The sequence below is a fragment of the Echinicola vietnamensis DSM 17526 genome (assembly GCF_000325705.1).
Classification (GTDB): Bacteria; Bacteroidota; Bacteroidia; order Cytophagales; family Cyclobacteriaceae; genus Echinicola; species Echinicola vietnamensis.
Map to the genome: position 1 here is coordinate 2,582,667 of NC_019904.1, position 24,515 is coordinate 2,607,181.

The following is a 24,515-nucleotide window of genomic DNA, read 5'->3' on the forward strand; positions in this document are numbered from 1 at the left end:
AGAAAGGGCTTGTGATATTTCATAACTCCTTTCTCCCAGCATAAACGAATTGATGATGAAATGTTGTGTAATTTTTACTACAAAAGGTATTCTAGGCTGTTGTTTGTTCTTTTGTGCGGTAGTAAGTGGCATGGCCCAAGAGAAACGGGACCTGTTGACCCAGGGAATTTCCGAAACCATACCGCTATCCGATTGGGATATTGACCCCCTCAAGGCTTTTCCATCCGAGGAGGCTGTTCATGATCAGCTGATACAGCTTCCGGAAGAAATCCGCGGGCAATTGATAGAAGAAGGAAACAAAGCCTTGGCGTACGAATGGCCGGTCATACCGGCATCGGCTTACTTGGATTTTGTCCGCAATGGGGACCGCACAAGAATGCAATCTTACCAAAACCAGCGGACGAGTACTTTAAAGCGTTTGGTATTGGCAGAACTGGCAACCCAGGAAGGTACATATGTAGATGCCATTATGGATGGGGCTTGGGCCATGTGCGAACAGTCCACTTGGGTGCTTTCCGCCCACTTAAGTGCCCAAAAAGACAAATCCGGCTTGCCAGATGTGGAGGAACCCGTGATCGATTTAGGAGCGGGCGAAGTTGCCAATTTACTGTCGTGGATTCATTTTTATTTTCGCAATGATTTTGAATCCATTTCTCCCCTGTTGGCGCGAAGGATAGAAAAAGAACTGGATGAGCGGATTATCAGCCCCTACCTGGCCAGGGATGATTTTTGGTGGATGGGGTTTCGTTCCTCCTTTGTGAACAATTGGAACCCTTGGTGTAATTACAACGTGCTGCTTACCACTTCACTGGTAGCACAAGACCCTGAGCAATTGCAGCAAGTCGTGTTAAAAACAGCCCGTTCAGTGGACCAGTTTATCAACTATTATAAGGCTGATGGTGCTTGTGAAGAGGGACCGGCCTATTGGGACCATGCTGCGGGAAAAATGCTGGAATACCTCGAGTTGTTAAAGAGACTGTCCAATGGAAAAGTGGACATCGGACAGCATGCGCTAATCCAGCATATGGGTAACTATATACGAAAGGTACATATTTCAGACGATTACTATGTGAATTTTGCAGATGCCTCAGCTAGGCTCAAGGCTCATCCGGGTATAATTTTTAGATATGGGCGCTACATATCAGATGAAAAGTTAAAAGGATTTGCGGCCGGCTTAGCGCAAAAAGAACCTTTGAGCCAATGGTTGGTGAAGGGAAGTCTGGACCGGGAGATCCACAACCTCCTTTTGTATAAGGAACTTGAGTCTCAAAAGATTTACCAGGATAAAGCCCCCTTCTTTTGGTATCCAGAGACTGAAGTAGCCGGTGCTCGGACAGCCAATGGTCTTTTCTTTGCAGCCAAAGGCGGTCATAATAATGAAAGCCACAATCATAACGATGTCGGCTCGTTTGTGCTTTTTTATAGGGGAGAGCCTGTGTTGATTGATGTGGGCGTGGAGACGTATTCGGCAAAGACTTTCAGTAAGGATCGCTATGACATTTGGACGATGCAGTCCGACTTTCATAACCTTCCCCAGATCAATGGCGTGTCCCAAAAAAATGGTAACGACTTTAAGGCGTTATCAGTGGCTTTTGAGGAAGGAAAACGAAATGCTCGTTTTAGCTTGGACATTAGCAAGGCTTATCCTGAGACGGCCGATGTGGATTCATGGAAGCGAAGTTATGAGCTAGATCGGCAAGAAGGAACATTTGTAATGGAGGATCAGTTTTCACTGAGGCAATGGAAGGTCCCTTCCGAAAGCCATTTAATGAGCCTTTACCCGCCGACAAAGTCAGCAGCGGGAGAAGTCGTCATTGCCTTGCCAAGTGGTCAGGAGATACTGCTGCACTATCCCGCTGATAAGTTGGTCCTTACAGTGGAAGAATGGCCGATGGAAGATCCTCGGCTCCAAAGTGTTTGGGAAAAGGAAAAAGTCTACCGGTTGGTCTTTGTCCAATTGGGTGAGCTGTTGAAGGATAAATGGACATTTCAGGTACATACTCCATAAACCCGATGCTGGAAAATATTAGCCAGTGGGTTTATGGAGTGAAGGAGAGTGGCTTAGTTGTCCTCTTTCCAGGCATTTTTGCCGGTGATTGGCACAAAATACGGATGGGGAAGTTGGGCAAGCCACTGCTCATACTTCCCTTTTAATTTTTGGTATTCCGCAGGTTGGGTTTCCTTTAAGTTGTTGCTTTCTCCAATATCATTTCCCAAATGGTAGAGTTCATGGCCGTTTTGGTCGATGATCAGCTTCCATTGCCCAGCCCTGATGGCTCCACCATATTGGCTAGTGTGCCAAAACAGTTCGCGATGTTCAAAATTTTGCGGATTATGAATCAGCTCTAGAACTGATTGACCTTCCAGGTTTCTTGCGGTATAGCCTACTGCGTCCAGGATGCTGGGCAGGATGTCAAGGCTTGAAGTAATGGAATGGCAAACCGTTTTGCCTTTGATTTTTCCTGGCCATCGTACCGCAAAGGGTACGCGAATTCCTCCTTCATAGAGTTGGCCTTTATAGCCTTTTAGGGGGCTGTTGTCGGCGCTGATGTGTTTTGATCCGCCATTGTCATTAATGAAAAAGATAATGGTATTGTCCAGTTCGCCCATGGCTTCGAGCCGATTAAAGATTTTGCCGACATTTTCATCCAGGGAATGGGTCATGGCGGCCAAAATTTCCCTTTTTGGATCATCGGGGAATTTGCCTTCGTACAGGGCGATGTGTTCAGGTTTTGCTTCCAATGGGCTATGGACGGCATTGTAAGCGATATACAGGAAGAAGGGATCTTCTTCATGCGCCGAGGCGAAGCTTAACGCCTCATCCGTTATGGCATCGGTCATGTAAGGGATGGTGGTGGGATCGACGGGTTTTCCATCATCGATGACATCGATGGCTTTTCCGGTATGGTAATGATTTGCGCCCCATAAAAATCCCCAGAAATGGTCAAAGCCCTTTTGCTCAGGCTGAAACTCTTCGGCAAAGCCTTCGTGCCATTTGCCAAATGCTGCAGTGGCGTACCCCAGAGGTTGCAAGTATTCCCCTATGGTTTTGATGTTATGTGGGATGCCATATTCATGTTGCTGGATGGAGTATTCTACCCCTTTGATGTAGTTGTAAATATGACCAAATTCAGGTTGGTTCGTTCCGGAAAGAAGCCCTGCCCGCGAAGGAGAGCACACGCTTGCCGTGACATAAGCATTGGTGAATTTTGCGCCTTCTTGGGCAATACGGTCGATATTTGGCGTGGTGGTGAGTTTGGTAGATTGGAAGCTGAAATCTGCATAACCTGCATCATCACTGACGATGACGATGATATTCGGTCTTTCTTGGGCAACAACTAAGGCGAGAGGTAGCCAAATAAAGAGTAGGAGCGTGAAATATCTTTTCATGGAGTGTTGTTTAAAGTTGGAACAGAACTTTTAAAGTATTATTAATACTTTTGAAATGAAAAATATTTTTAATAAAAATAAGGAATTGAATGTTTTTATGGTAGGGATGGGCGGATGGAAGAGTGTTTATTGATCTTTAATCGGTGAAAAATATTTTTGAAAGGTTATTATGGGTGACAAGGTTGAGTTGGTGAAAAATGATGATCGTTTTGTAGTTTTATAAACTTTCATTTGGTTTAGGTGTATAATTGTATGGCTAATTTTCACCTTTATTAAGCTTTGTTTTATGTATTTTAATGGTTTTCAAAACATAAAAGGTTTTATTTTATTGTTTTTTTTAATTTATATTTTTTATGTTTAAGAAATATCTTTTTATGAGAAAGCTAATCAAATATACGGAAAAGCGGTTAGTAGCCCTAGTGAGGGAAGGGGATTTAAATGCATTTGATGAACTGTATCATCGATATGCACCGCGCGTATATGGTTTTGCAAAGCGTGTTTTCCATGATAAAGATGTGGCAGAAGAAGCTGTTCAAGTAGTGTTTGTGAAGTTATGGGAAAAGAGGAAAGGGCTGAATGAACAGCTGAATTTTAAGAGTTACTTGTTTACGGCCGTGAAGCATCAAGTGTACAATAGGTTAAGGGAAGTGAAAAACACGGTGGATTTGGAAGAAATGGTGACGGATCACACTTATCAAGGTGTTTCGGGGTTGGAAGTCCTCGAATACAAGGAATTTGAGGAGTCAGCCTTGGGGTTGATCGAGCGTCTGCCAAATGTCCAGCAGAAGGTGTTTAAGTTGAGTCGGTTAGAAGGTGTGAGCCATAAAGAGATAGCGGAGAAGCTTGGGCTTTCCGTGCGGACTGTTGAGCACCATTGTTACCTAGCGACCAAATTTTTAAAAGGGCAGCTGCTCAAACAGGCTTCTGTCGCCACGTTGATTTTTTGTTTTTTGAATTTACTGCAATAGCATTCTTTTTTTTTAATCAACCCTTTCCCAAAAAACTTAGCGTTAATTTATTTATCTCAGCTGCCACAACGTTCAAAAGGCACTGATTGCATGCTGTAACCTGCACAGAAAGGGGTTCATTATTGCTTTGTAGTTTGACGCGTCGGTGGTGAATCATAGTGCCGATAAATAAAGGATCAAGCAATAGATATCAGGCCGAACGCCCTCCTACTGAGGCAAGCGCTTAGGATGACTTTCGATGGAACTTACCCTTTTGTGTGTAATCATTTTTGGTGCATGCTGTCACCTGCAACTTCTATATGCCCCTCCGCCATTCGGTAAGATAGGCTACTGTGGTTTTCAATGTACAAATCGGGGCAAAGTGCCTGCGGCACGATAAATTTTGTAACCTGCGGATTCATCCGCAGGAACTTAAGCGCTCCTCAACCTCCCGAAGGAGTGCCAGCGGCACGGATGATAGCTCCTATACACAAAATTAAAATGCATTTGCCACACTTGAAAACCATCAGGGAAATCGCTTTTAGTCCCTTGAAGTTCTTTCATTCAGGCTGACATCTCTTTACTAATAGTTTAAAAGTGTTTGCCCTGGGGGACACCAATTTTCATCAGGGTGTAAAATGCCCCCAGCTATTCTGCTTGATCCTAAATAGAGAAATTTATCGCCTCTAAAAATATTTTTTGATTCGATATTGCTCAATAGATGAGGGGGTTAAGTGAAAAACATAGATTTTTTTGAAATTAAATTAAGTAGTTTCTCTCTCTCGTGTGTAATGCTATTAAATCCTAAGGAAAATTGGAAAAAGAGATTTTAAAGAAATATTTATCTGGTACTGCTTCCCTCGAAGAGCAAACAGCAGTAATCGAATGGCTCCAGACAGATGAGGGGAAGGCGCAATTGGACTCCTTAATGCAAGAGCAATGGGATCATGCGCCAGAAGACGCCGAAAAGGGAGAATTGGATAGGATGCTGAAAGGAATCCATGAACAAATCCAAGTGTCCACACCACACAAGAAACTTCCTGAAAGGAAAAAGTACAACTGGGGAAAATCCATAAGGATCGCGGCTTCTTTAGGGCTGGTCTCATTACTGACCGTTTTACTTTATAAGCAACTCAACTTTAAGCCCGTTCCAAGTGAGGAAATTAAGACCTATAGCAAGCATGCGGAGATTGGGGAGAAATTAAGGTTGCGATTACCGGATAAGACAATCGTGATTTTAAATTCAAACGCTACGTTGCGTTTTACTTCCGAGTACGGAAAAAGTGTACGTGAGGTAGTGCTGGAGGGGGAGGCGTTTTTTGAAATTACTCCAGATAAGGAACGTCCATTCAAGGTAAAGGTCGACGAGGTGGTGGTGACAGCATTGGGCACTGCATTTAATGCAGAGAACCGTGCTGGAGAAGTATCTGTGGCGCTCACGGAGGGAAAGGTAAGTGTGGAAAAAGAAGTGGAGGGGAAAGCGGTCCGTGTCCTCTTGGATCCTGGTCAAATGGCCACTTCCGTGGATCAGCGTTTAGGGCCGTTTGCGGTGGCAGCTTTTGATGTAAGCGGCGTTACTGCTTGGAAAGCAGGAAAAATACACTTTAAGGGCAAAGCGCTTGGGGATATCCTAAGTGAACTGCAGAAATGGTATGGAGTGGAAATCAAGCAAGAAAAGGGCGTCAATACAGCGCGTAAGATTTCGGGAACTTTTAACAATGAAAGCCTTGAAAATGTGCTGAAGGGATTAACTTTTTCCCTTGGCTTCCAATATGAGATAAATGGTAAAGAAGTAGTACTTAAAAAATAAGATTGCCTATGAAAAAAAAATCAGGACAGCCTTCCATCGCCAAATGAATCAACTGCCCTGAAAAGTTTCAAGAGATAAACCTTAAAACATTTAACAAAACTATGAAAAGAAAATTACTGAGCCTAATTAAGATGGTGTCTAAGAACCTGTTATATGGTATTATAATTCAGTGTCTGCTGCTTTCTTCTTTGATGGCTGAAGAAAGCAATGCACAAATAAAGCCCTTGGACAAGGCCTTTGTGAAAATGTCACATCAGCCGAGGACTGTTCGGTCGCTGTTTGATGAAATGGAGTCCAAGACAGCTTATGTTTTCGTCTATCCGGACGATTTGCTTCAAGATACGCCTTCTGTGACCTTGGAAAGGGGAAAGAAGTCAGTAGAAGAGGTATTGATTGAAATTGGCAAGGCAACCAATTTGAAATTCAAACAAGTCAATAATTCTGTCTACGTCGGTAAAAATATTCAAAATAGGACTGATGCAGTGGAAATTGCTATTTCGGAAATTGAGTTAAAGGGTGTTGTTACGGATGAAACAGGAAACCCTCTCCCGGGAGTGGCCATTGTGGAGAAGGGGACGACCAACGGCACTGTGACAGATTTGGATGGTAACTATAGCATTAATGTGCAAGAAGGAAGTGCGCTGGTAATATCCTACGTGGGTTATAAGTCCCAAACCGTTCAGGTGGGGAGCAGTACTCAGTTGGATGTGATATTGGAAGAAGATTTGGGAGACTTGGAAGAAGTGGTAGTGGTCGGCTACGGTACCCAAAAGAAAAGTACCCTGACGGGGTCAGTGACTGACTTGAAAGCGGATAAATTGGCCAAGAACCCAACTACCAACGTGAAAGGGCTTTTGGTGGGACAAGTTCCCGGGTTGGTGACCAATCAGAACCCTGGCCTTCCGGGCGCTGACAATGTGGATATCAGTATTCGTGGGTTTGGATCTCCGTTAGTTATTGTGGACGGGGTAGAATCTCACTTGGACCGACTGGACCCGAATGATATTGAAAGCATTTCTGTACTAAAGGATGCTTCTGCAGCCATTTACGGTGCCCGTGCCGGAAACGGCGTAATTTTGGTTACGACCAAAAGGGGTGAAGCAGGAAAACCAAAGGTGTCCTACCATGGCTATTTTGCTACCCAAAAAAGGTTGACTTTCCCAGAACAGGTGGATGCTGGAAGTTTTATCCAATTGGGGAGAGACGGTATTTTTAATACCCAATATGATCCCGCGAATCCAGATGCGGAGATCCCTTACGGGACCACTTTTACCGAAGAAAACCTGGAAAAATATAATGCGCCGGGTGCACCAAGCTATGACTGGGCCAATGCCACGGTCAAAGAAGGTGGCTCCCCTTTGCAAAATCACAACCTAAGCTTTAGGGGTGGTAGCGAAAATGTCAGGTATTATCTCAGTGTAGGCATGCAGGATCAGTCCGGGATCTTTAAAGGGGACTACGACTATCAAAAGCTCTCTGTGACCAGTAATACAGATATAAACCTTTCCGAAGGATTGGACCTTAAATTAAACATTAGCCATATTAATGAGCAACAGGATTATGCTTCGTCGAGTATTGGGGATGTATGGAATGATTTAAGAACCGCACAGCCCATATATCCAACTTCTTTACCGGATCCCACCAAGAACCCTTACTCTGGTTTCAATGCGAGGTCTCCAGTGACCCGGATCAAAAAAGATGTGGTTGGGTATGAGAATACAAACAAGAAGACCACGGCCGGTGCTGCAGAGCTGAGCTATAACCTTCCTTTTTTTAAAGACCTGACCGTAGGGGCAAGAATGAATTTCCGGTTTAGAACTGCCGTGAGGGAGCGACTGACCAAGTTTTACGAAGTTTATTCCTATAATCCAGATCAGGTTACGGATGATTTTGATGGCTATAAATTGGAAGGTTCCCAAGGGATCAATGCTTATTACAAATCCATTTATGGCCCCAGCGATCCTCGAAGTAGGTTTCTGTACAGAGGCTATGCGCGATATAACAAAGATGTTTCCAAGCATAATTTTTCGGCTTTGGCATTTATAGAAAGAGAGGACAATGTCTATAACAGCCTTAACGTGACCCGAAGGGATTTGCTGTCTCCTGATATTCCACAGGTGAGTGGAGCCAATGAGCTTACAATTACGGGTGGTACAGGCCGTGATATAGAATACACAAGGATCAGTGTAGCGGGACGGTTTAATTATTCCTATGATGAAAAGTATTTGTTTGAGGCGACGCTGAGGGCGGATGCGAGTTCTAAGTTTGGTCCAAAAGTAAGATGGGGATATTTTCCATCAATATCGGCAGGCTGGAACATTGCCCGGGAAGAATTTTTGAAAGAATCATCGGTGCTTGATCAGTTGAAACTGAGGCTTTCCTATAGCCAAACGGGCGTGGATAAAAATCTCAGCAACACCTCGTTTGAGTACCTCTCCGGATTCGAAGAAAGAGTGGGAAATATCTATATCCTAAATGGGGATCAAGTGGCCCAAATCCAATCCAGCGGTCTACCAAATGAACTTGTTACTTGGGAAGAAACGACTTTGTACAATGCGGGCCTTGATTATACGCTCTTCGATGGACGCGTATTTGGTAGCTTGGATGGGTTCTATCGCTACCGAGATGGCCTGCTCAGGACACCATTGGAGGATTTACCTGGTACATTTGGCGCCCCGCTTCCAGCGGTAAATTTAGATGCGAGAAGTAATCGCGGGTTTGATGCGTCTTTAGGGGTTCGAGGTACGGCAGGTGATTTCCGGTACAATATTGTGGCGGGTGTAGGCTACACTAGAGAGAAATACGAGAAATATCAAGAAGATATCGACGAATCTGATCCGGTTCAGGTGAAGTTTAATAAAAGGACGGGACGTTGGGTAAACATTGTTTTTGGCTATAAGTCTGATGGTCTATTCAATAGCCAGGCAGAAGTGGATGAGTACTTGGATACCTATACGTTTGAGGACCTCAATGGCAGCCCAAAACCGGGTGATATCCGGTATGTGGACATCACGGGAGACGGGGTGATCAATAGGGAAGACCGGTATGAGATCGGTTATGGAAATGATCCACAATTGACCTATAGCCTTCAGCCAAGTTTGACCTATAAGAATTTTAACTTATCGATGCTTTGGCAAGGAGGTTCCCAGTTTAATGTCTTCATCGTAGGAACCTTCAGGGCGCCATTTGGTAATGAACAGGTTCCCCTAAAGCTGCATGAGCAATACTCTTGGACGCAGGATCCTGCCAATCCCGGTGTAGGAGCTAATCCTGAGGCCCAACTGCCAGCTTTCAATAGGGATGGCGCAAGAACGTGGAATGATGCCCAGTCGGATTTTTGGATGAAAGACGGTACCTATATGAGGTTAAAGACAGCAACACTTTCCTATACCTTCGATCAGCGGATATTGTCCCGCATTGGCTTGGACAGGTTGTCGGTATATGTGTCAGGAGATAATTTGGTGACATTCAATAAACTGGGAATTTTCAAGGGTAATATCGATCCAGAAGAGGCTTCCAGGCCAAATGCTTTTAACCTTCCGCTGTTGAGAACAATGTCTTTTGGTGTTCAAGTAACGTTGTAATTTAAAGCAGATACTAATGAAAAACATAAGAAATATATTTATTCCACTTTGCATGTTCCTGCTGTTTTCATGTGAGGATCAGTTGACCAAGGTTCCGAATTTCATTTCGGAGGATAATATTTTTGAATCAAAGCCATTGACAGAAGCTTACATAGCCAAGATCTATCAGGATTTAAGGTTTATTAATTTTGGAGGCGATAATGGGTATAATGTTGCCATGATCCCTGCCGTTGGTGGTGAGCACATCTGCTTTGCGGATTGGCAAAGCCCCAATACTACCTACCAGCGGACCTATTCTGCAGCAGCAGGTGATGGTCCTATCGGTTACTATCCTTGGGGTAATATCCGGGACGCCAACTATGTGATTGAGAATATCGCAAAGAGTACTTCCTTTGAGCAGGATTATATTGATTCGAAGACGGCTGAGGCAAAATATCTCCGAGCACACATGTATTTTGAGATGGTTAAGCGCTATGGCGGTGTACCCTTGATTACAAACGTGCAAGCAGTAGATGACCCGGAGGAAGAACTGTACCCAAGTAGAAAGACCGAAAAGGAGATTTATGATTTTATCCTTTCGGAGCTGGATGCAGCCATTCCCTTTTTGAGCACTGAACCAACAGGTGGACTAGGTCGTGTAGACAGGTGGACGGCCTTATCCCTAAAAAGCCGGGCAGCGCTTTATGCAGCAAGTATTGCCAATTTCGGAGAGGTACAGCTGGATGGGGTCGTGGGGATCCCCAATGCCCAAGCGGAAAGCTACTACCAGATGAGCTATGATGCTTCCAAGGAGATTATCGATTCAGGAAATTTTACCCTTTACAATGAATACGAAGACAAGGTAGAGAATTACATCAATTTGTTTTTGGATGATGGTAACAGTGAAGTGGTTTTTGCACAGGTTTTTGAACCTATCGTAAAAGGAACTGGTTTTGACCGGTTGGCTTTTCCGGCAGAATTCCGCGGTGGCTGGGGCTGTAATTTCCCCGTGCTGTATGACTTGGTAGAATTATTCGATTTTCAGGATGGTACTTTGGGGACTTCCATTACGAGAGATCAGCTAGTGGCTGACAATATGTGGGACATGGATGCCTTTTTTGGAAATAGGGATCCCCGTTTTCGGGCTTCAGTATTTTATCCCGAGACGACGTTTAAAGGGGGATTGATTTATTTCCACAGCAGTACCCTCTATACCAATGAGGCAGGAGAAAAAGTGGAAGCCACTTCAGGGAACCTTGACCGTCAAGGTGAATCTTGGCCAGCTGCGGCTCACCCTAGGAATGTAAGGAATACGGCATTATTAAGGAGGAAAAATGTAAATGAAAACCTGGATCTGCCGAATACCGGGGAGTCAGGGCAGGATTTTGCCATTTTCCGGTTGGGTGAAACCTATTTAAATCTTGCGGAAGCCGCTTTCTACCTAAACAATATGGATGAATCCCTAAATGCGATCAACATGCTGAGAGAAAGAGCCGGCATGCCTTTTTATGATCAGATAACGGAGTACAATCTAAGAAAGGAAAGGCAAGTGGAGTTGTGTTTTGAAAATCAACGCTATTGGGATTTGGTACGGTGGAGGATAGCGCCGCAATATCTCGATGATGTAAGGATGAAAGGCTTAGTCTTTAAATATGACTTGGATGAAGATAAATACATCATTACGTTAAAAAATGCTGAGCCCGTCACAAGGGAATTTGGTCCAGAGCGATTTTATTTTCCCATTGACCAGGGAATCATTGCTGACAATCCTAAATGGGTTCAAAATCCAGGGTATTAATGAGGTAAGCGTCCAAGAAAAAAAGACCGGTCCACAACCGGTCTTTTTGACTTTGAAGCACCTGAATTAGTGCTAATGGACTATATTTGAGATTAAGATTAAATGATAACGATGAACAAGACATATTACCTAACTGTTTTTTTGTTGGTATTAGGGGTATCCTGCAGCAAAAAAGAAGCATCCAATCAGCAGGCAGAAGAAATCCAGCCGAAACCCAATGTCCTGGTTATTTATACGGACGACTTAGGCTATGGGGATGTGGCCAAATATGGAGGCCAAATCCCGACGCCTCATATTGATCAATTGGCTGAAGATGGAATGCTGTTTACCAATGCTTATGCTACTGCCGCCACGTGTACCCCCTCAAGATACGCCATGCTCACCGGTGAATATGCCTGGAGGGCAAAGGGCAGAGGAGTGGCTCCTGGAGATGCATCCGCGCTGATTCGGCCGGGTCGTGAAACATTGCCCGCAGTCATGCAGCGAGCAGGTTACCGGACAGGTGTCATCGGGAAGTGGCATTTGGGACTTGGCGGAGATGAAGGGCCTGATTGGAATGGCGAATTGAAACCTGGTCCATTGGAAATAGGCTTTGATTATTCCTTTATCATTCCTGCCACTGGAGATAGGGTGCCTACCGTCTTTGTGGAGGATCACCATGTGGTAGGGCTGGATCCTTCAGATCCTATCGAGGTAAGTTACCGGAAAAAAGTAGGAGACCGACCAACAGGTAAGGAGCATCCCGAGTTGCTCAAGATGATGTGGTCCCATGGTCATAACCACACCATAGTCAATGGTGTCAGCCGAATAGGATATATGGCTGGCGGTGAATCGGCCTTATGGAGAGATGAGGACTTTGCCCAGACATTTGTGGATAGGGCCAGCCAATTTATCACCCAGGAATCAGATGAGCCATTCTTCCTTTATTTTGCTACCCATGACATCCATGTGCCACGAATTGCAAATGAAAAATTTCAAGGTACTACTGGCTTTGGCCCAAGGGGTGATGTGATTGCCCAGTTGGATTGGACAGTAGGAGAGCTGGTGAAGTTGCTTAAAGGAAAGGGACTTGAAGAAAACACCATGATTATCTTTTCCAGTGATAATGGTCCGGTGTTGGACGATGGGTATGAAGATCAGGCCCGTGAATTGATCGGTAGCCATAAGCCATGGGGAGCGCTTAGAGGTGGGAAATACAGTGCTTTTGAAGCAGGGACAAGGGTTCCGTTCATTGTGAAATGGCCAGCAAGTATAAAAGGAGGGAAAATCTCAAATGCAATGGTCAGTCAAGTGGATTTGGTAGGTTCGTTCGCTGAATTTCTGGGGCAGGAGTATAATGCCGAGCAAGCTGTAGACACCCAAAATGCTTGGTCTGCCCTGATTGGGGAGGACAGCGTGGGAAGAGAAGGTTTGGTACAGGAAGCTTTGTTTAGCAATTTGACCTACATCCGACGTGATGGGCATAAGCTTATTCCTGCCAATAACGGTCCCGATATGGTGCCTTGGGGGCCGATCATTGAGACGGGGTTTTCTTCAGTAGATCAACTCTTCAACATTACAGATGATCCTGGGGAGACCAAGGATCTGGCGGCGGAATTTCCTGAATTGGTCAAAGAGATGAAATCTACCTTACAATCGATCAAGGAAAAATAGTCGGAGGCATGGAGTGCTTTGGTAAAATGGAGAGGCATTTTGCCAAAGTGCATGCTCATATTCCTGTCTCAAGAAGAGAAAATAGTACATACAGTGTAGCGATATTGAGTTTTAAATTTGATAAATGGTGTCCATTAGAATAACCTTTTTCAGTTCTTTTTTGCTGCTTTCAGCAATGGCTTGCCAGCGTGCCGAGGAAAGCACTACCCCAAAGCCTCCTAATATCATATATATTTTGGCAGACGATATGGGGGTTGGTGATGTTCAGTCCTTCTTTCCGGAAGGGAAAATAAAGACACCGCATTTGGATCAGTTGGCGGCCGAAGGCATGCGCTTTACAGATGCACATACCTCATCTGCAGTGTGTACGCCTACGCGCTACAGTATCTTGACAGGGCGGTACAACTGGCGGTCATCGCTAAAGAACGGTGTGCTCTGGAGTGATTCGGCTCCTTTGATCGAAAAGGATAGAAGTACGGTGCCGTCGATGTTACGGCAGCATGGTTACCACACGGCCTTTATCGGTAAGTGGCATCTGGGGTGGAACTGGGGCCATGATGAAGACGGCAATATTGATTTTTCCAAACCCGTGACCCATAATCCCAATGATGTGGGGTTTGATTATGCGTATGGCCACGTGGCTTCTTTGGATATTCCCCCTTATGTCTATGTGGAAAATGGGAAAGTTACCGAAATCCCTGTTGATTCGACCGTGAGTAAGGATAAGTACGGTTGGTGGAGAAAGGGGATGACTGCACCGGATTTTGTGCATGAAGAGGTCACGCCAAACTTTTTCAGAAGAAGTATGGAATATGTCAGGGCCCGCAGCAAAACAGCTTCGCCATTTTTCCTTTATTTGGCTTTGCCTTCACCTCATTCACCGATTTTGCCTTCCAAAGAATGGCAGGGGAAGAGTGATGTGGGGCCATATGGCGATTTTGTGATGATGCTGGATGATTATGTAGGAAAGTTGGTGGCTACGGTAAAGGAGGCAGGGATAGAAGAGCATACATTGATTGTGTTTGTTAGTGACAATGGGGTGGCACCAGCTGCTAAAATAGATGAGCTGATCGCAAAAGGCCATTATTCGAGCGGGGTTTACCGTGGCCACAAAGCAGATATTTACGAAGGTGGCCACCGCGTGCCGTTTATTGCCAAGTGGCCCCATGTGATTGCTCCGGGGAGTGTAAATGCACAGACCATCTGTACGACTGACCTGATGGCGACCTGTGCAGCCTTGGTAGGGTATTCGTTAAAGGATCATGAGGGAGTGGATAGTTATAACCTTATGCCGTTGTTTTCAGGAGGAACATTTGACCAGCCTTTCCGTGAGGCCACTGTGCATCATTCTGAGAAGGGAGCATTTGCCATTCGCCAAGGTAAGTGGAAGTTGGCCATGACAGCGGGGTCTGGTGGCTGGAGCTATCCGACGCCAGAAGATGTCAAAAGAATAGACAGCCTTCCTCCTGTACAGCTTTTTGATCTTGAAAATGATCCGGGAGAAAAGAAAAACCTACAAGCGGATTACCCAGGTAAAGTAAAAGAGCTGAAGGAGTTGCTGACGCAATATGTCACTGATGGTAGAAGCACTCCAGGTTCCCGCCAAGCCAATGAGGGCAAGGAAATTTGGGAGCAACTATGGTGGATGAAGCCGTAAGAGAACGGTTGGCAAGGCGTGATGTGAAGGTTGGGATAAACGTTTTTATACCAGTTGGAATTGGGCATAAGGAAACTTAGGGAAATATTGTGACCTTGGTGAATTTGGGTGCAGTATGAGGGAAATCCTTATTTGGTGCCAAGGACTTTTTATGGACGTATGTGTGCCAAATAGGCTTTTTAAAAAGTGAAAAGGTGAGATTCCCCGGAGAGTTTATCGACCGGGGAATTTTTGGTTTTAATCCATTTCGCCAATAAATGGCAGTTCTTCCTGCAGTGCATTACGGATGGTGGAATGGATATAGTCATCAACTTGCATGAATTTGGCGGCATCCATAGCGTTGGTGGCCTTTTTAAACTTTTTGTAGAATTTAGCATGGAGCTTGGTTAGCTTTAAGGAATTGCTTAAGGTTCTTTTGGCCAGGTTGTCTGCCTCTTCATCGTCCAGGGTGGCGTAGTTGTCCAGATATTCGTTAGCGATCATGATTCGCTCTCTAGCAATGGTTTTTCGCTCTTCTTCATACGCTTGATACACATGCCAAAAAGCGGGCTGATCCGATTCGGATAAATCCATATAATTTTCGATCAACGTTTTCTTTTCCATGCCAAATTCTGCTTGGATAAGCTGAATTTCTTCGTCTGCCGTCATTTGGGCATGAACGATGATGGGGGAAAATAATAAGGTGGCTAAAATCAGGTGTTTGAAGTGTTTCATGTCGATTACAGTTTAAAATTTAGCCTAAGTTAGTGACGCCCAATCCTAAGGCGGTTTTATATACTGAACTGCTTGCCAAAAAAGCGTAAATCTTTGCAAGAATAAACTATATCAGCGCTAGTAGTGAACCACCGCTTATCCCATCACTATAAAACGGGTAGGGTCGAGTGATTTTTATTGCATTGGTGATCCATGTTAGAAATGGATTTTTAGGGCATTTGCATAGTTATCGAAAGTTTTTAATAGAAATGCGTAATATTTTATCGTATTTAATGTAAAAGTTACCATTTCGTTAATTTTATATTTTCAAATAGTTTTACTTATTTCTTCGATTTGTATATTGAAAGGTATAAAAAGTAGTGTTTAGGATTAAAGAACAAGATTTATCTCTGATCCCTTAACCGAAAGCCAATCAATGTCTGAAGAAAAAAAAATAAATTATTCTCGTGATGAATGGAAAGAGAAGAGCTCATCTTTCGGGCAACGTCAATTTCCCAGTAGTGACGACGGCGCTATTTGGCAGCAATTCAAGGAAGGAAATGAAAGTGCTTTTATACATATATATAACTGCTACTTTGAAGAATTGTGCCAATTTGGATTGCAGTTTGCAGAAGTGACGTTGGTAGAAGACTGTGTTCAGGACCTGTTTATTTATCTCAGGAGAAAAAGAGAGAAACTGCCCCTTATTACATCATCCATAAGGTTGTTTTTGTATCAATCCCTTAAGCGGAGGATTTTTAATGCTTTGAAAAAGAATTCCTATAAGCTGGAAAGATATCCCGTGACTGAACAGTTTAACATAGTTCCTTCTCATGAAACGCTGTTGATGCTTAATCTGCAACAAAAGGAGCAGCTTGAAAAGCTAAACAAAGCCCTGGCTGGTTTGAACGAAAAGCAGCGAGAGGTCGTTTATTATTATTTTTACAAGGGAATGAGCTATGAAGACATTCAGCAATTAATGGGCTACGATCATGTCAAGTCTGCACGTAATATGGTGTATCGGATTATTGGAAAGCTAAAGGAGGTGTTTTTAATAGAACTAGTCATGCTGTTTTTTTCGTAAGGATAAATAATTTTAAAAATTTTCAATTGTTTTTGATGTCATTTTGAAAGTTTGCTTGTCTACAGGGAAAAGAGCAAGCAATATTGGAAGATCGCAAATTTGATATCGACTATTTTCTTTCCAACAGGTACTTTGTAAGCTGGGTAAGAAATCCCGCTGAGGAAAGTGATGAATTCTGGCAAAAATGGCTCCAGAATCATCCACAGTGCCATGAAGCGTTTTATCAGGCCAAGGGACTGGTAGAGAAAATCTATTTCGAGGAATATCCACATGCTGCACAGCAAAAGGATGTCATTCTGGATAGAATATTGAGGGATGAGCCAAGCATTCATTTTGAGGATGCAGCGGAGACTCCGATCAGGATACTTCAGCTGAGCCCCTTTATCATTAGGGCCATAGCCGCATGTCTACTGGTCATACTGGCGGCAACGTATATTTTTTCAGCCTACCCCGTGAGCGATAATGAAGCTACTGCTTCCGTGGCTTTTTTGACCAAAGAAAATCCTTATGGACAAAAGTCTGCATTTTTTCTTCCCGACAAAAGCCGGGTGATCCTTAATGCGGGTAGTAAAATCAGCTATCCAGAAACATTTGAAGGTAGTAAACGGGAGGTGTTTTTGGAGGGAGAGGCCTATTTTGATGTGACCCATGACGAATCAAGGACCTTTAGGGTGCATGCTGAGGGAGTAGTAACCCAGGTGCATGGAACAGCTTTTACTGTCCAAGCTTTCAAGGGAGAGGAAGTCAGTGTGGCATTGGAAAGGGGGCTTGTTTCGGTTTACCCTTCGGAGCAAGAAAAGCCAGTCATACCATTATACTTAAAGCCCGGGGAGATGCTGACAGTACATGAGGATTTTGACCGTTCCGTTAAATCCACTTTTGATCATGATCAGCAGTTCGGATGGAAAGACGGCAAGTTGGTTTTTAAAAGTGCCAATATACCCACTGTGATAAAAGCACTTGAGCGATGGTACGGAGTAGACGTAACGGTTTTGGATAGTCCGTCATCGCAGTGGAAAGTCAGCGGCGTTTTCAAACAGGAAAGCCTTCAGAATGTACTGGAAGGAATAAAGTACGCAAGAAACATTTCCTATGAAATCAATGGAGATCACATCACAATCAATACAGCACCCTAATTAGTAGCATTTTACACTTTAATCACTGAACACTATGAAAAAAAATGTACCCAAGACCTTTGGTCTGATCAAATGTGGTGGTGCCTTGTTTTTTTCTCTAATGCTCTGCTTAACCTTCAAGGTTTCCAGTGCAACAGAAAGAGACCAAGGTGACCTGGATATGGACAAGGTGTTTATTTCCTTGGACGAGCAAAACAGTACCTTAAAAGAAGTGTTTTCTTCTATAGAAACCAAAACTGCTTTTCAGTTCTTTTATGATGAAGACCTTATTGCGGTAGAAAGAAAACTCACGCTTACCAAGAGGAATGTGTCGCTGACATCGGTTCTTGAAGAACTGTCAGTTGCGGCAAACCTGAAATTTCAACAGATCAATCATGTGATCAATGTCAATAACCGCTTATCTTCTGATACGGAAGGAGTGGTAAGGATCAAACGTGTGGTGACGGGACAGGTGACCTCAGAGAATGAACCCATGGGTATCCCTGGAGTGACCATCCGTGTCAAAGGTGGCAATACCGGAACGGTAACGGATATTGATGGAAAATTCAGCATAGAAGTATCCGACGAGGATGCGATACTGGTCATCAGCTCTATTGGCTATAAAACTCAAGAACTAGCAGTAGGTAACCAAACTGTTCTCAACGTTCAGTTGGATGAAGATACCAAAGCGCTGGATGAGGTAGTGGTCGTAGGGTATGGTACACAGAAAAAAGTCAATCTCACCGGAGCGGTGAGTCAGGTTTCCTCCGACATGCTTGAAAACAGGCCAGTAGCGAATATAGGACAAGCTCTGCAAGGAACCATAGCTAACCTCAATGTGGGAATTTCCAACGGAGCACCCAATACCAATCCATCATTTAATGTCCGAGGCGGTACTTCATTTTCGGGAGGTGATTTCCAGACTGGGAGTCCTTTGATCTTGGTGGATGGTGTAGAGATGGACATAAACCAGCTAAACCCTGAAGATATCGAAAGCGTGTCCGTCTTGAAAGATGCTGCTTCTGCGGCCATTTACGGCTCTAGGGCAGCCTATGGTGTCATGCTGGTCACCACCAAGAAAGGAGCAAAGCAAGAGGGGACTAAAATTTCCTATTCCAATTCTTTTCAATGGAACAAGCCGTCAGCAGTACCTGATTTATTGGATGCTTATACCATTCAGGAGGCAGCCATCAAAGCTGAAGAATTGCAGAATAGGACTCCTAGCTCGGATATGCAACTAAAACTTGAGAATATCCAGCGGTATATGAGCAATCCAGATGCTGAATTACCGTATTACATGGATGCTGGGGACAATATCATTTGGGTAGGAAATACACGGCCTTATGAAGAAGCCCTCCGAAATTACAGTCCCATGCAAAAACACAACTTGAATCTAAGTGGTGGGACGAAAAAGAGCAGCTATTATGCTTCTTTGGGTTATCAGGGGCAAGACGGGCTTTACAAGATCAATACGGACAAGTTCAAGCGTTACAATTTGATGTTGAACGTCAATAATGAAGTTACGGATTGGTTTGAAGTGGAATTTCGCTCTTCCTATAGTCAGTCAAATTATACTGAACCCGTCAGCCCAGCAGGTAAAGGTGGGTGGTGGACAGCCATGTCACAAGAGCCTAGTAGGAATATAAACATGCCTATAATGACCCCCGCTTCCTCACCGGTAGGGCAAATGTATACGGACAATATTCTGTCATTTATGGATTATGGTTCGCGTAATGATGAGACCAAAGAACATATCCTTTTGGGGATTGCCCCTACTATCCATGTGTTAAAAGGATGGGATGTCAAAGCCAATATTTCCTATAAATCCTATAATTTCCGAAGAAAGCAAGTGATTCCAGAGCTTGAACGAATAGAAAACAGGTGGGATTCTCCTACCACCGTACACACTAATCCCAGCTCGGTACAACGGTGGAGCCAACATTCCGATCAATTTACCATTAACCTTTTTACGGATTATTCCCTGTCAGTGGACAAGCATGAATTTTATGTGTTGGGAGGATTCAACCAAGAGTCGTATAAATATTCTTATTTAGGTGGAAGGGGAGAGCAAATCTTGACTCCTTATGTACCCGTAATTGGGCAGACCTTGGGTAATGAATACGCCTATGATAGTGAATCCGAATGGGCCCTAAGAGGTGCTTTTTATAGGTTTACATATAACTACGATAATCGTTATCTACTGGAATCCAATGGTCGTTATGATGGTACATCTCGGTTTCCATCAGATAGGAGGTTCAAGTTTTTTCCTTCTCTTTCAGGGGCATGGAGAATTAGTGAAGAAGAGTGGGCAGCAGGATTGCGACCTTTCGTTAATGAATTGAAGTTGAGGGCTTCTTATGGTAGTTTGGGCAACCAAAATGTAAGCAATTATATCTATATCCCATCATATGGCACTACCGCCCAAGTAAGTTATCTTTTTGACGGGATTAGACCTGTTGGGATTACCCCTCCGGGCTTGGTAAATGCTGACTTGACCTGGGAAACCGCGACGACGGTGGATGTTGGGTTTGACGTGGCCCTTTTTGATAAGTTGGATGTGAGTTTTGACTGGTATGAACGGACCACTAGTGACATTTTAGTGGCCGGAGATAAGTATCCAGCAGTACTCGGGACTTCATCTCCCACTAAAAATTCCGGAGAGATGAAGACGACCGGTTGGGAACTTACTGCCAAATGGAGAGATGTATTGGACAATGGTATCCGCTATGATATGTCGTTTAACCTTTCCGATTACCGTTCAGAAATTACTGAATTTAATGGCAACCCCAATAAGCTTCTGAGTTCTTTGTATACAGGTCAGGTGATGGGTGAGATCTGGGGCTATGAAACGGTCGGATTGTTCCAAAGCCAAGAGCAGATCGACAATGCCCCAAGTCAGGAGCTGATTAATTCAGGCTTGTGGTTCCCGGGTGACGTCCAATATCGTGACCTGGACGGCGATGGGCAAGTGGGGCCTGGAGAAAGTACAGTTGAAAATTCAGGTGACCGCAAAATTATCGGTAACAGCACTCCGCGATACCAGTTTGGATTGAATATGAATGTTTTCTGGAAAGGTTTTGATCTGAATGTCTTCATCCAAGGTGTGGGCAAAAGGGATGTATGGATTGGAAGTAATCTGTTTTGGGGCGGTATCGCTGGCGGTTCAGGAACCTATGAGGTATATGAGGATTCGTGGACTCCGGAGAGGACCGATGCTTATTTTCCAGGCTACCGATCCAGTTCAGCCAATCGTCAAACCCAAACAAGATATCTCCAAAATGCATCCTACCTCCGTCTGAAAAATATCACGTTGGGCTATACCCTTCCGGCGCCGTGGACAGAGCGGATCCGGTTGGATAAGGTTCGTGTGTACACGTCGGCTTATAATATTTGGGAAGCGACCAGTGTACCTGATACCTTCGATCCGGAAGTGCTGAGTGGCAATTACCCCATGCTAAGATCCATTGCTGCTGGATTGCAAATCACTTTCTAATATTAAAATTGATTTATCATGAAAAAAATATATATCACAATTGCGTGTCTTGCGGGGCTGTTTTGGAGCTGTAACGACGAGTTTATGGACAGGTACCCCTTGGATCAGATTACCGACGAGAATTTCTGGAAAACAGCCCAGGATCTAGAGCTTTACTGCAATAGCTTCTATCCCGATTATATAACTGGCTTTGGTACGGGCTGGGGAACTAGTACAGTAGCGCCTTATGGATATAATGAAGCCATAGCCTATGGAGATGTCATCACGGACAATGCTGCACCAGAATCCTACTCCAAAGTGGCTGCCAACCAATATAATGCCTATGTAGGTGGTGGCAGTGGAAGCAGCGGTTGGAGCTGGGGAAATATTCGTCAGCTGAATTATTTCTTGGACAACTACAAGCGGGGAAATGTGGCAGAGGATGTCAGGAATGTTTATTTGGGAGAGGTACTTTTTTTTAAAGCATGGGATTATTTCAAAAAAGTAAAAACGTTTGGGGACGTGCCTTGGATTACCCATGCGCTGGAAACCAATTCTCAGGAACTTTATGCCCCCAGAGATCCTCGTGAGGTGGTTATGGATTCCATTATGCATATCTTGGACCAATCTATCGCATTTTTGCCTGCAAAAGGAGAAGAAAAAACTGACCGACTGCATAAGGATGTGGCCTTGCACTTGAAATCGAGAATAGGATTATATGAAGGAACTTATCGCAAGTACCATCCAGAGCTAGGTCTTGATGGTGCGGCATTTTTGAGGGCTTCCGCCGAAGCTTCCGAACAGCTGATGGCAGGTGGATACAGCCTGTATACGACAGGTAATCCTACAACAGACTATAACGACCTGTTTGCTACTTATAGCTATGAGGATAATCCGGAAGTGATTTTGTGGCGTGAATATTCGGCGGATTTAACCTATGGAGTTGCTTTTAGCCGTTATTATGCCCAAAACCTCCGGCATAAACATGGGGCTACCCGAAACCTGGTGGATGAATATCTATGTGAAGATGGCCTTCCGATTTCCCAAAGTCCGCTGTTTATGGGAAAGGATTCTATCCAATCTGAAATGATGAACAGGGATCCCCGGCTTCCTCAGACGGTGGCCAATTTTGGTACCTATAATCTCCAAGCAGGTGTTCAGGGTGCCAATAATGCGCCACTACCCAATATTCCTGGTCTTAACGGAAACAAGTGCCCTACCGGCTATCGTGTAGCCAAATGGTTCTTAAATGACCCGGCCGATTGGGATAGGGTGACCAATGGTATGCAGGCAGCCGTGATCTTTCGGTATGCAGAGGTACTGGTCAATTATGCCGAAGCGAAGTATGAGCTAGGAGAGCTTGACCAAGGAGTGCTGGATAATACCATTAACCTTATCAGGGCTCGTGTGGATATGCCGCCTTTAACACTGGGGAATATCCCTGCTGATCCTGCCTTGGATGGTAATTATGCCATGTACTGTGATTATGTACCAGAACCTGTGCTGAGGGAGATAAGGAGAGAAAGAAGGGTGGAGTTGGCTTTTGAGAGCTTTAGATGGGATGATCTAATGAGGTGGAAGGCCGGCAAGTTTCTCGAGATCCCTGTGGAGGGGATCAAGTTTGTGCAGGAACAATTCCCCACAGTGGTAGTAGATAAAGATGTTTTTCTAAGTGAGGATGGATACATTTTGCCTTATTACCAAACCCTCCCTGACGGTAGGACATTTGATGAAGAGAAGCAATATCTTTTCCCCATTCCCATTGAAGACCTGGTGTTAAATACCAATTTAGAACAGAACCCGGGATGGGAATCCAACTAGCATCTGCCTAGTATCGAATTAAATAGTTTTGTGTTGGAAAATAGATTAAGAAGGGGCCGTGTGGCCTCTTCCTGATCTCTTATTGGCTTTTTTTGAACATTAATTTTAACCACTAATAACTACTTTATTTATGAAAAACCGAGTAAAGATATCCTTATTAGGACTGTTAGGGATTTTTATAACAGCATCAATTATTTCTTGTAACGAAGTCCCTGAGACCCCAGTTATTCAAAATTTAAATGGTGCTGGGTTTGTCAGTCACCAAGAGAATCTGAATATTGTATATTTTGTCCCTGTGGATAATCCTGAGGTGTCAGGTTATGAAGATCGGCTAAGTGATCTCTTGATTAATTTTCAGGAGTATATTGGAGATGAAATGAACCGAAATGGATACGGCCAAAAAACATTGGGGTTGCCATTAGATACTGCTAATAGCCGTGTGAAATTGATCACGATCTTTGGGACTGGAAACCAGGCTGACTATGGTTATGGAAGCGCAAGTACAATCATCAGTGAGATTAATGCTTACAAAGCGATTCATCCCAGCGATTTCACAAGTCAACATACCTTGGTCATTTTGCCACAGAGGACAGATAATGGCAGTCAGCCCTTTTATGGTTATGGTAAATATTGTTTTGCTGTAGATAATCCAAATATCAGTGTTTTAGAGATACCAAGTACTTCTTCAAACTTAATCGCTGGAATGCTACATGAGCTTGGGCATGGATTAAACCTCGCACATAATAAGGCTATGGATAGTGATCAACAAACGTTGGGAACTTCCCTGATGGGGTCCGGTAACTATACATGGGGAAGGTCTGCGACTTTCATTCCGGCAGCGGATGCAGCTATATTAAATAGAAATCAAATATTCCAAACAACTCCGGTAGCAGATATCTATGGGGCTGCCTCTACTACATTGAATCCTGTGATTGATTATGACGAGGTAAATGATGTGATCGAATTGTCGGGCACATTTAGTAGTGATAAAGCAGTAAGCGATGTTCTTGTCTGGTTAGACCCTAATGTGAATGGAGAAGGATCCGGTGCCAATAGGGATTATAACTCAGTTTCTTGGGTTGCCAATAGGAATGGAAACAGCTTTGATGTAGATGTGGAGATGGATGAAATTCAAGATCACGGAGATTGGTCCTATGAGTTGAAAATCAAGCTTTTGATGGAGAATGGAACGATTAAAACCCACGGATACAGTTTTAGTTTTGTAAATGGAGAATTCACATTACCGGAAGGGGTCGGGATCTATCAACACAGCAGCTACAATGGATGGGGAGTGACACTTGCGGAGGGTTCATATACAGCTTCAGACTTGGTAGCTCTCGGCGGTGTAGATAATGATATTAGTTCAATAAAGGTGCCTTTAGGATACAACGTCACCTTATATGATGGAGATAATTTTACCGGTAACGATTATGAAGTGGGGCCAGGAAATATCAGCTTTCTATCTGGGTTTAACGATGTAGTGTCATCGATAGTGGTCACTAAGCAATAACT

General features: G+C 44.0%; 14 protein-coding genes. 12 read left to right on the forward strand and 2 right to left on the reverse strand.

All coding sequences use genetic code 11. The annotated features are described in order from the left end of the window. Window positions 1-52 precede the first annotated feature (52 nt). Window positions 53-2,008, forward strand: a complete 1,956-nt coding sequence (locus ECHVI_RS10595) for a heparinase II/III domain-containing protein (RefSeq protein ID WP_157501336.1) — start codon at window positions 53-55, stop codon at window positions 2,006-2,008. Window positions 2,009-2,061: 53 nt separating this feature from the next. Here the strand turns inward: ECHVI_RS10595 and ECHVI_RS10600 are convergent, their stop codons facing one another. Further along, the gene (locus tag ECHVI_RS10600; protein ID WP_015265976.1) at window positions 2,062-3,390 is read right to left on the reverse strand and encodes a sulfatase-like hydrolase/transferase; all 1,329 of its coding nucleotides are present in this window, start codon (window positions 3,388-3,390) and stop codon (window positions 2,062-2,064) included. A 374-nt stretch (window positions 3,391-3,764) separates the two neighbouring features. Between ECHVI_RS10600 and ECHVI_RS10605 the strand changes: the two genes are divergently transcribed. The 6 genes from ECHVI_RS10605 (at window position 3,765) to ECHVI_RS10630 (ending at window position 14,818) form a co-directional block, all read left to right on the forward strand. Continuing rightward, window positions 3,765-4,358, forward strand: coding sequence for an RNA polymerase sigma-70 factor (locus tag ECHVI_RS10605; RefSeq protein ID WP_157501339.1), 594 nt, complete (start codon window positions 3,765-3,767; stop codon window positions 4,356-4,358). 793 nt (window positions 4,359-5,151) lie between these two features. Beyond that, window positions 5,152-6,147 (forward strand): FecR family protein, encoded by a 996-nt coding sequence (locus tag ECHVI_RS10610; protein ID WP_015265978.1) that lies wholly within the window; start codon window positions 5,152-5,154, stop codon window positions 6,145-6,147. Between the two features lie 101 nt (window positions 6,148-6,248). Then, a complete protein-coding gene (locus tag ECHVI_RS10615) occupies window positions 6,249-9,731 on the forward strand; it encodes a TonB-dependent receptor (protein WP_015265979.1) in 3,483 nt (1,160 codons plus the stop codon). 16 nt (window positions 9,732-9,747) lie between these two features. Next, the gene (locus ECHVI_RS10620; RefSeq protein WP_015265980.1) at window positions 9,748-11,508 is read left to right on the forward strand and encodes a RagB/SusD family nutrient uptake outer membrane protein; all 1,761 of its coding nucleotides are present in this window, start codon (window positions 9,748-9,750) and stop codon (window positions 11,506-11,508) included. Window positions 11,509-11,619: 111 nt separating this feature from the next. Beyond that, a complete protein-coding gene (locus ECHVI_RS10625; protein ID WP_015265981.1) occupies window positions 11,620-13,161 on the forward strand; it encodes a sulfatase family protein in 1,542 nt (513 codons plus the stop codon). Between the two features lie 124 nt (window positions 13,162-13,285). Next, on the forward strand, window positions 13,286-14,818 hold the full coding sequence (locus tag ECHVI_RS10630) for a sulfatase family protein (protein ID WP_015265982.1): 1,533 nt from the start codon (window positions 13,286-13,288) through the stop codon (window positions 14,816-14,818). Between the two features lie 237 nt (window positions 14,819-15,055). On the opposite strand, the gene ECHVI_RS10635 is transcribed toward ECHVI_RS10630, so the two are convergent. Continuing rightward, window positions 15,056-15,532, reverse strand: a complete 477-nt coding sequence (locus tag ECHVI_RS10635; RefSeq protein ID WP_015265983.1) for a hypothetical protein — start codon at window positions 15,530-15,532, stop codon at window positions 15,056-15,058. A gap of 415 nt (window positions 15,533-15,947) precedes the next feature. Here ECHVI_RS10635 and ECHVI_RS10640 point away from each other — a divergent pair, with 415 nt between their 5' ends. The 5 genes from ECHVI_RS10640 to ECHVI_RS10660 all read left to right on the forward strand — a co-directional run bounded on the left by ECHVI_RS10640 (window position 15,948) and on the right by ECHVI_RS10660 (window position 24,513). Continuing rightward, entirely contained in the window at window positions 15,948-16,595 is a 648-nt protein-coding gene (locus ECHVI_RS10640) for an RNA polymerase sigma factor (RefSeq protein WP_015265985.1), read from the forward strand. Between the two features lie 83 nt (window positions 16,596-16,678). Further along, window positions 16,679-17,731 carry a FecR family protein gene (locus ECHVI_RS10645; RefSeq protein ID WP_015265986.1) on the forward strand — a complete coding sequence of 351 codons (1,053 nt, stop codon included), beginning with the start codon at window positions 16,679-16,681 and terminating at the stop codon, window positions 17,729-17,731. Window positions 17,732-17,765: 34 nt separating this feature from the next. Next, window positions 17,766-21,203: a TonB-dependent receptor gene (locus ECHVI_RS10650; RefSeq protein WP_015265987.1), complete on the forward strand. Its 3,438-nt coding sequence runs from the start codon at window positions 17,766-17,768 to the stop codon at window positions 21,201-21,203. Between the two features lie 18 nt (window positions 21,204-21,221). Further along, window positions 21,222-23,003: a RagB/SusD family nutrient uptake outer membrane protein gene (locus tag ECHVI_RS10655; protein ID WP_015265988.1), complete on the forward strand. Its 1,782-nt coding sequence runs from the start codon at window positions 21,222-21,224 to the stop codon at window positions 23,001-23,003. Between the two features lie 130 nt (window positions 23,004-23,133). Continuing rightward, complete coding sequence (locus ECHVI_RS10660) at window positions 23,134-24,513, forward strand: beta/gamma crystallin family protein (protein ID WP_015265989.1); 1,380 nt, start codon at window positions 23,134-23,136, stop codon at window positions 24,511-24,513. The last annotated feature ends 2 nt before the right edge of the window (window positions 24,514-24,515 follow it).

Bases quoted from the DNA above. Each gene is read 5' to 3' on its own strand.
- ECHVI_RS10595 (WP_157501336.1), top strand. From the start codon at position 53: ATGATGAAATGTTGTGTAATTTTTACTACAAAAGGTATTCTAGGCTGT.
- ECHVI_RS10600 (WP_015265976.1), bottom strand. From the start codon at position 3,390: ATGAAAAGATATTTCACGCTCCTACTCTTTATTTGGCTACCTCTCGCC.
- ECHVI_RS10605 (WP_157501339.1), top strand. From the start codon at position 3,765: ATGAGAAAGCTAATCAAATATACGGAAAAGCGGTTAGTAGCCCTAGTG.
- ECHVI_RS10615 (WP_015265979.1), top strand. From the start codon at position 6,249: ATGAAAAGAAAATTACTGAGCCTAATTAAGATGGTGTCTAAGAACCTG.
- ECHVI_RS10620 (WP_015265980.1), top strand. From the start codon at position 9,748: ATGAAAAACATAAGAAATATATTTATTCCACTTTGCATGTTCCTGCTG.
- ECHVI_RS10625 (WP_015265981.1), top strand. From the start codon at position 11,620: ATGAACAAGACATATTACCTAACTGTTTTTTTGTTGGTATTAGGGGTA.
- ECHVI_RS10630 (WP_015265982.1), top strand. From the start codon at position 13,286: ATGGTGTCCATTAGAATAACCTTTTTCAGTTCTTTTTTGCTGCTTTCA.
- ECHVI_RS10635 (WP_015265983.1), bottom strand. From the start codon at position 15,532: ATGAAACACTTCAAACACCTGATTTTAGCCACCTTATTATTTTCCCCC.
- ECHVI_RS10640 (WP_015265985.1), top strand. From the start codon at position 15,948: ATGTCTGAAGAAAAAAAAATAAATTATTCTCGTGATGAATGGAAAGAG.
- ECHVI_RS10650 (WP_015265987.1), top strand. From the start codon at position 17,766: ATGAAAAAAAATGTACCCAAGACCTTTGGTCTGATCAAATGTGGTGGT.
- ECHVI_RS10655 (WP_015265988.1), top strand. From the start codon at position 21,222: ATGAAAAAAATATATATCACAATTGCGTGTCTTGCGGGGCTGTTTTGG.
- ECHVI_RS10660 (WP_015265989.1), top strand. From the start codon at position 23,134: ATGAAAAACCGAGTAAAGATATCCTTATTAGGACTGTTAGGGATTTTT.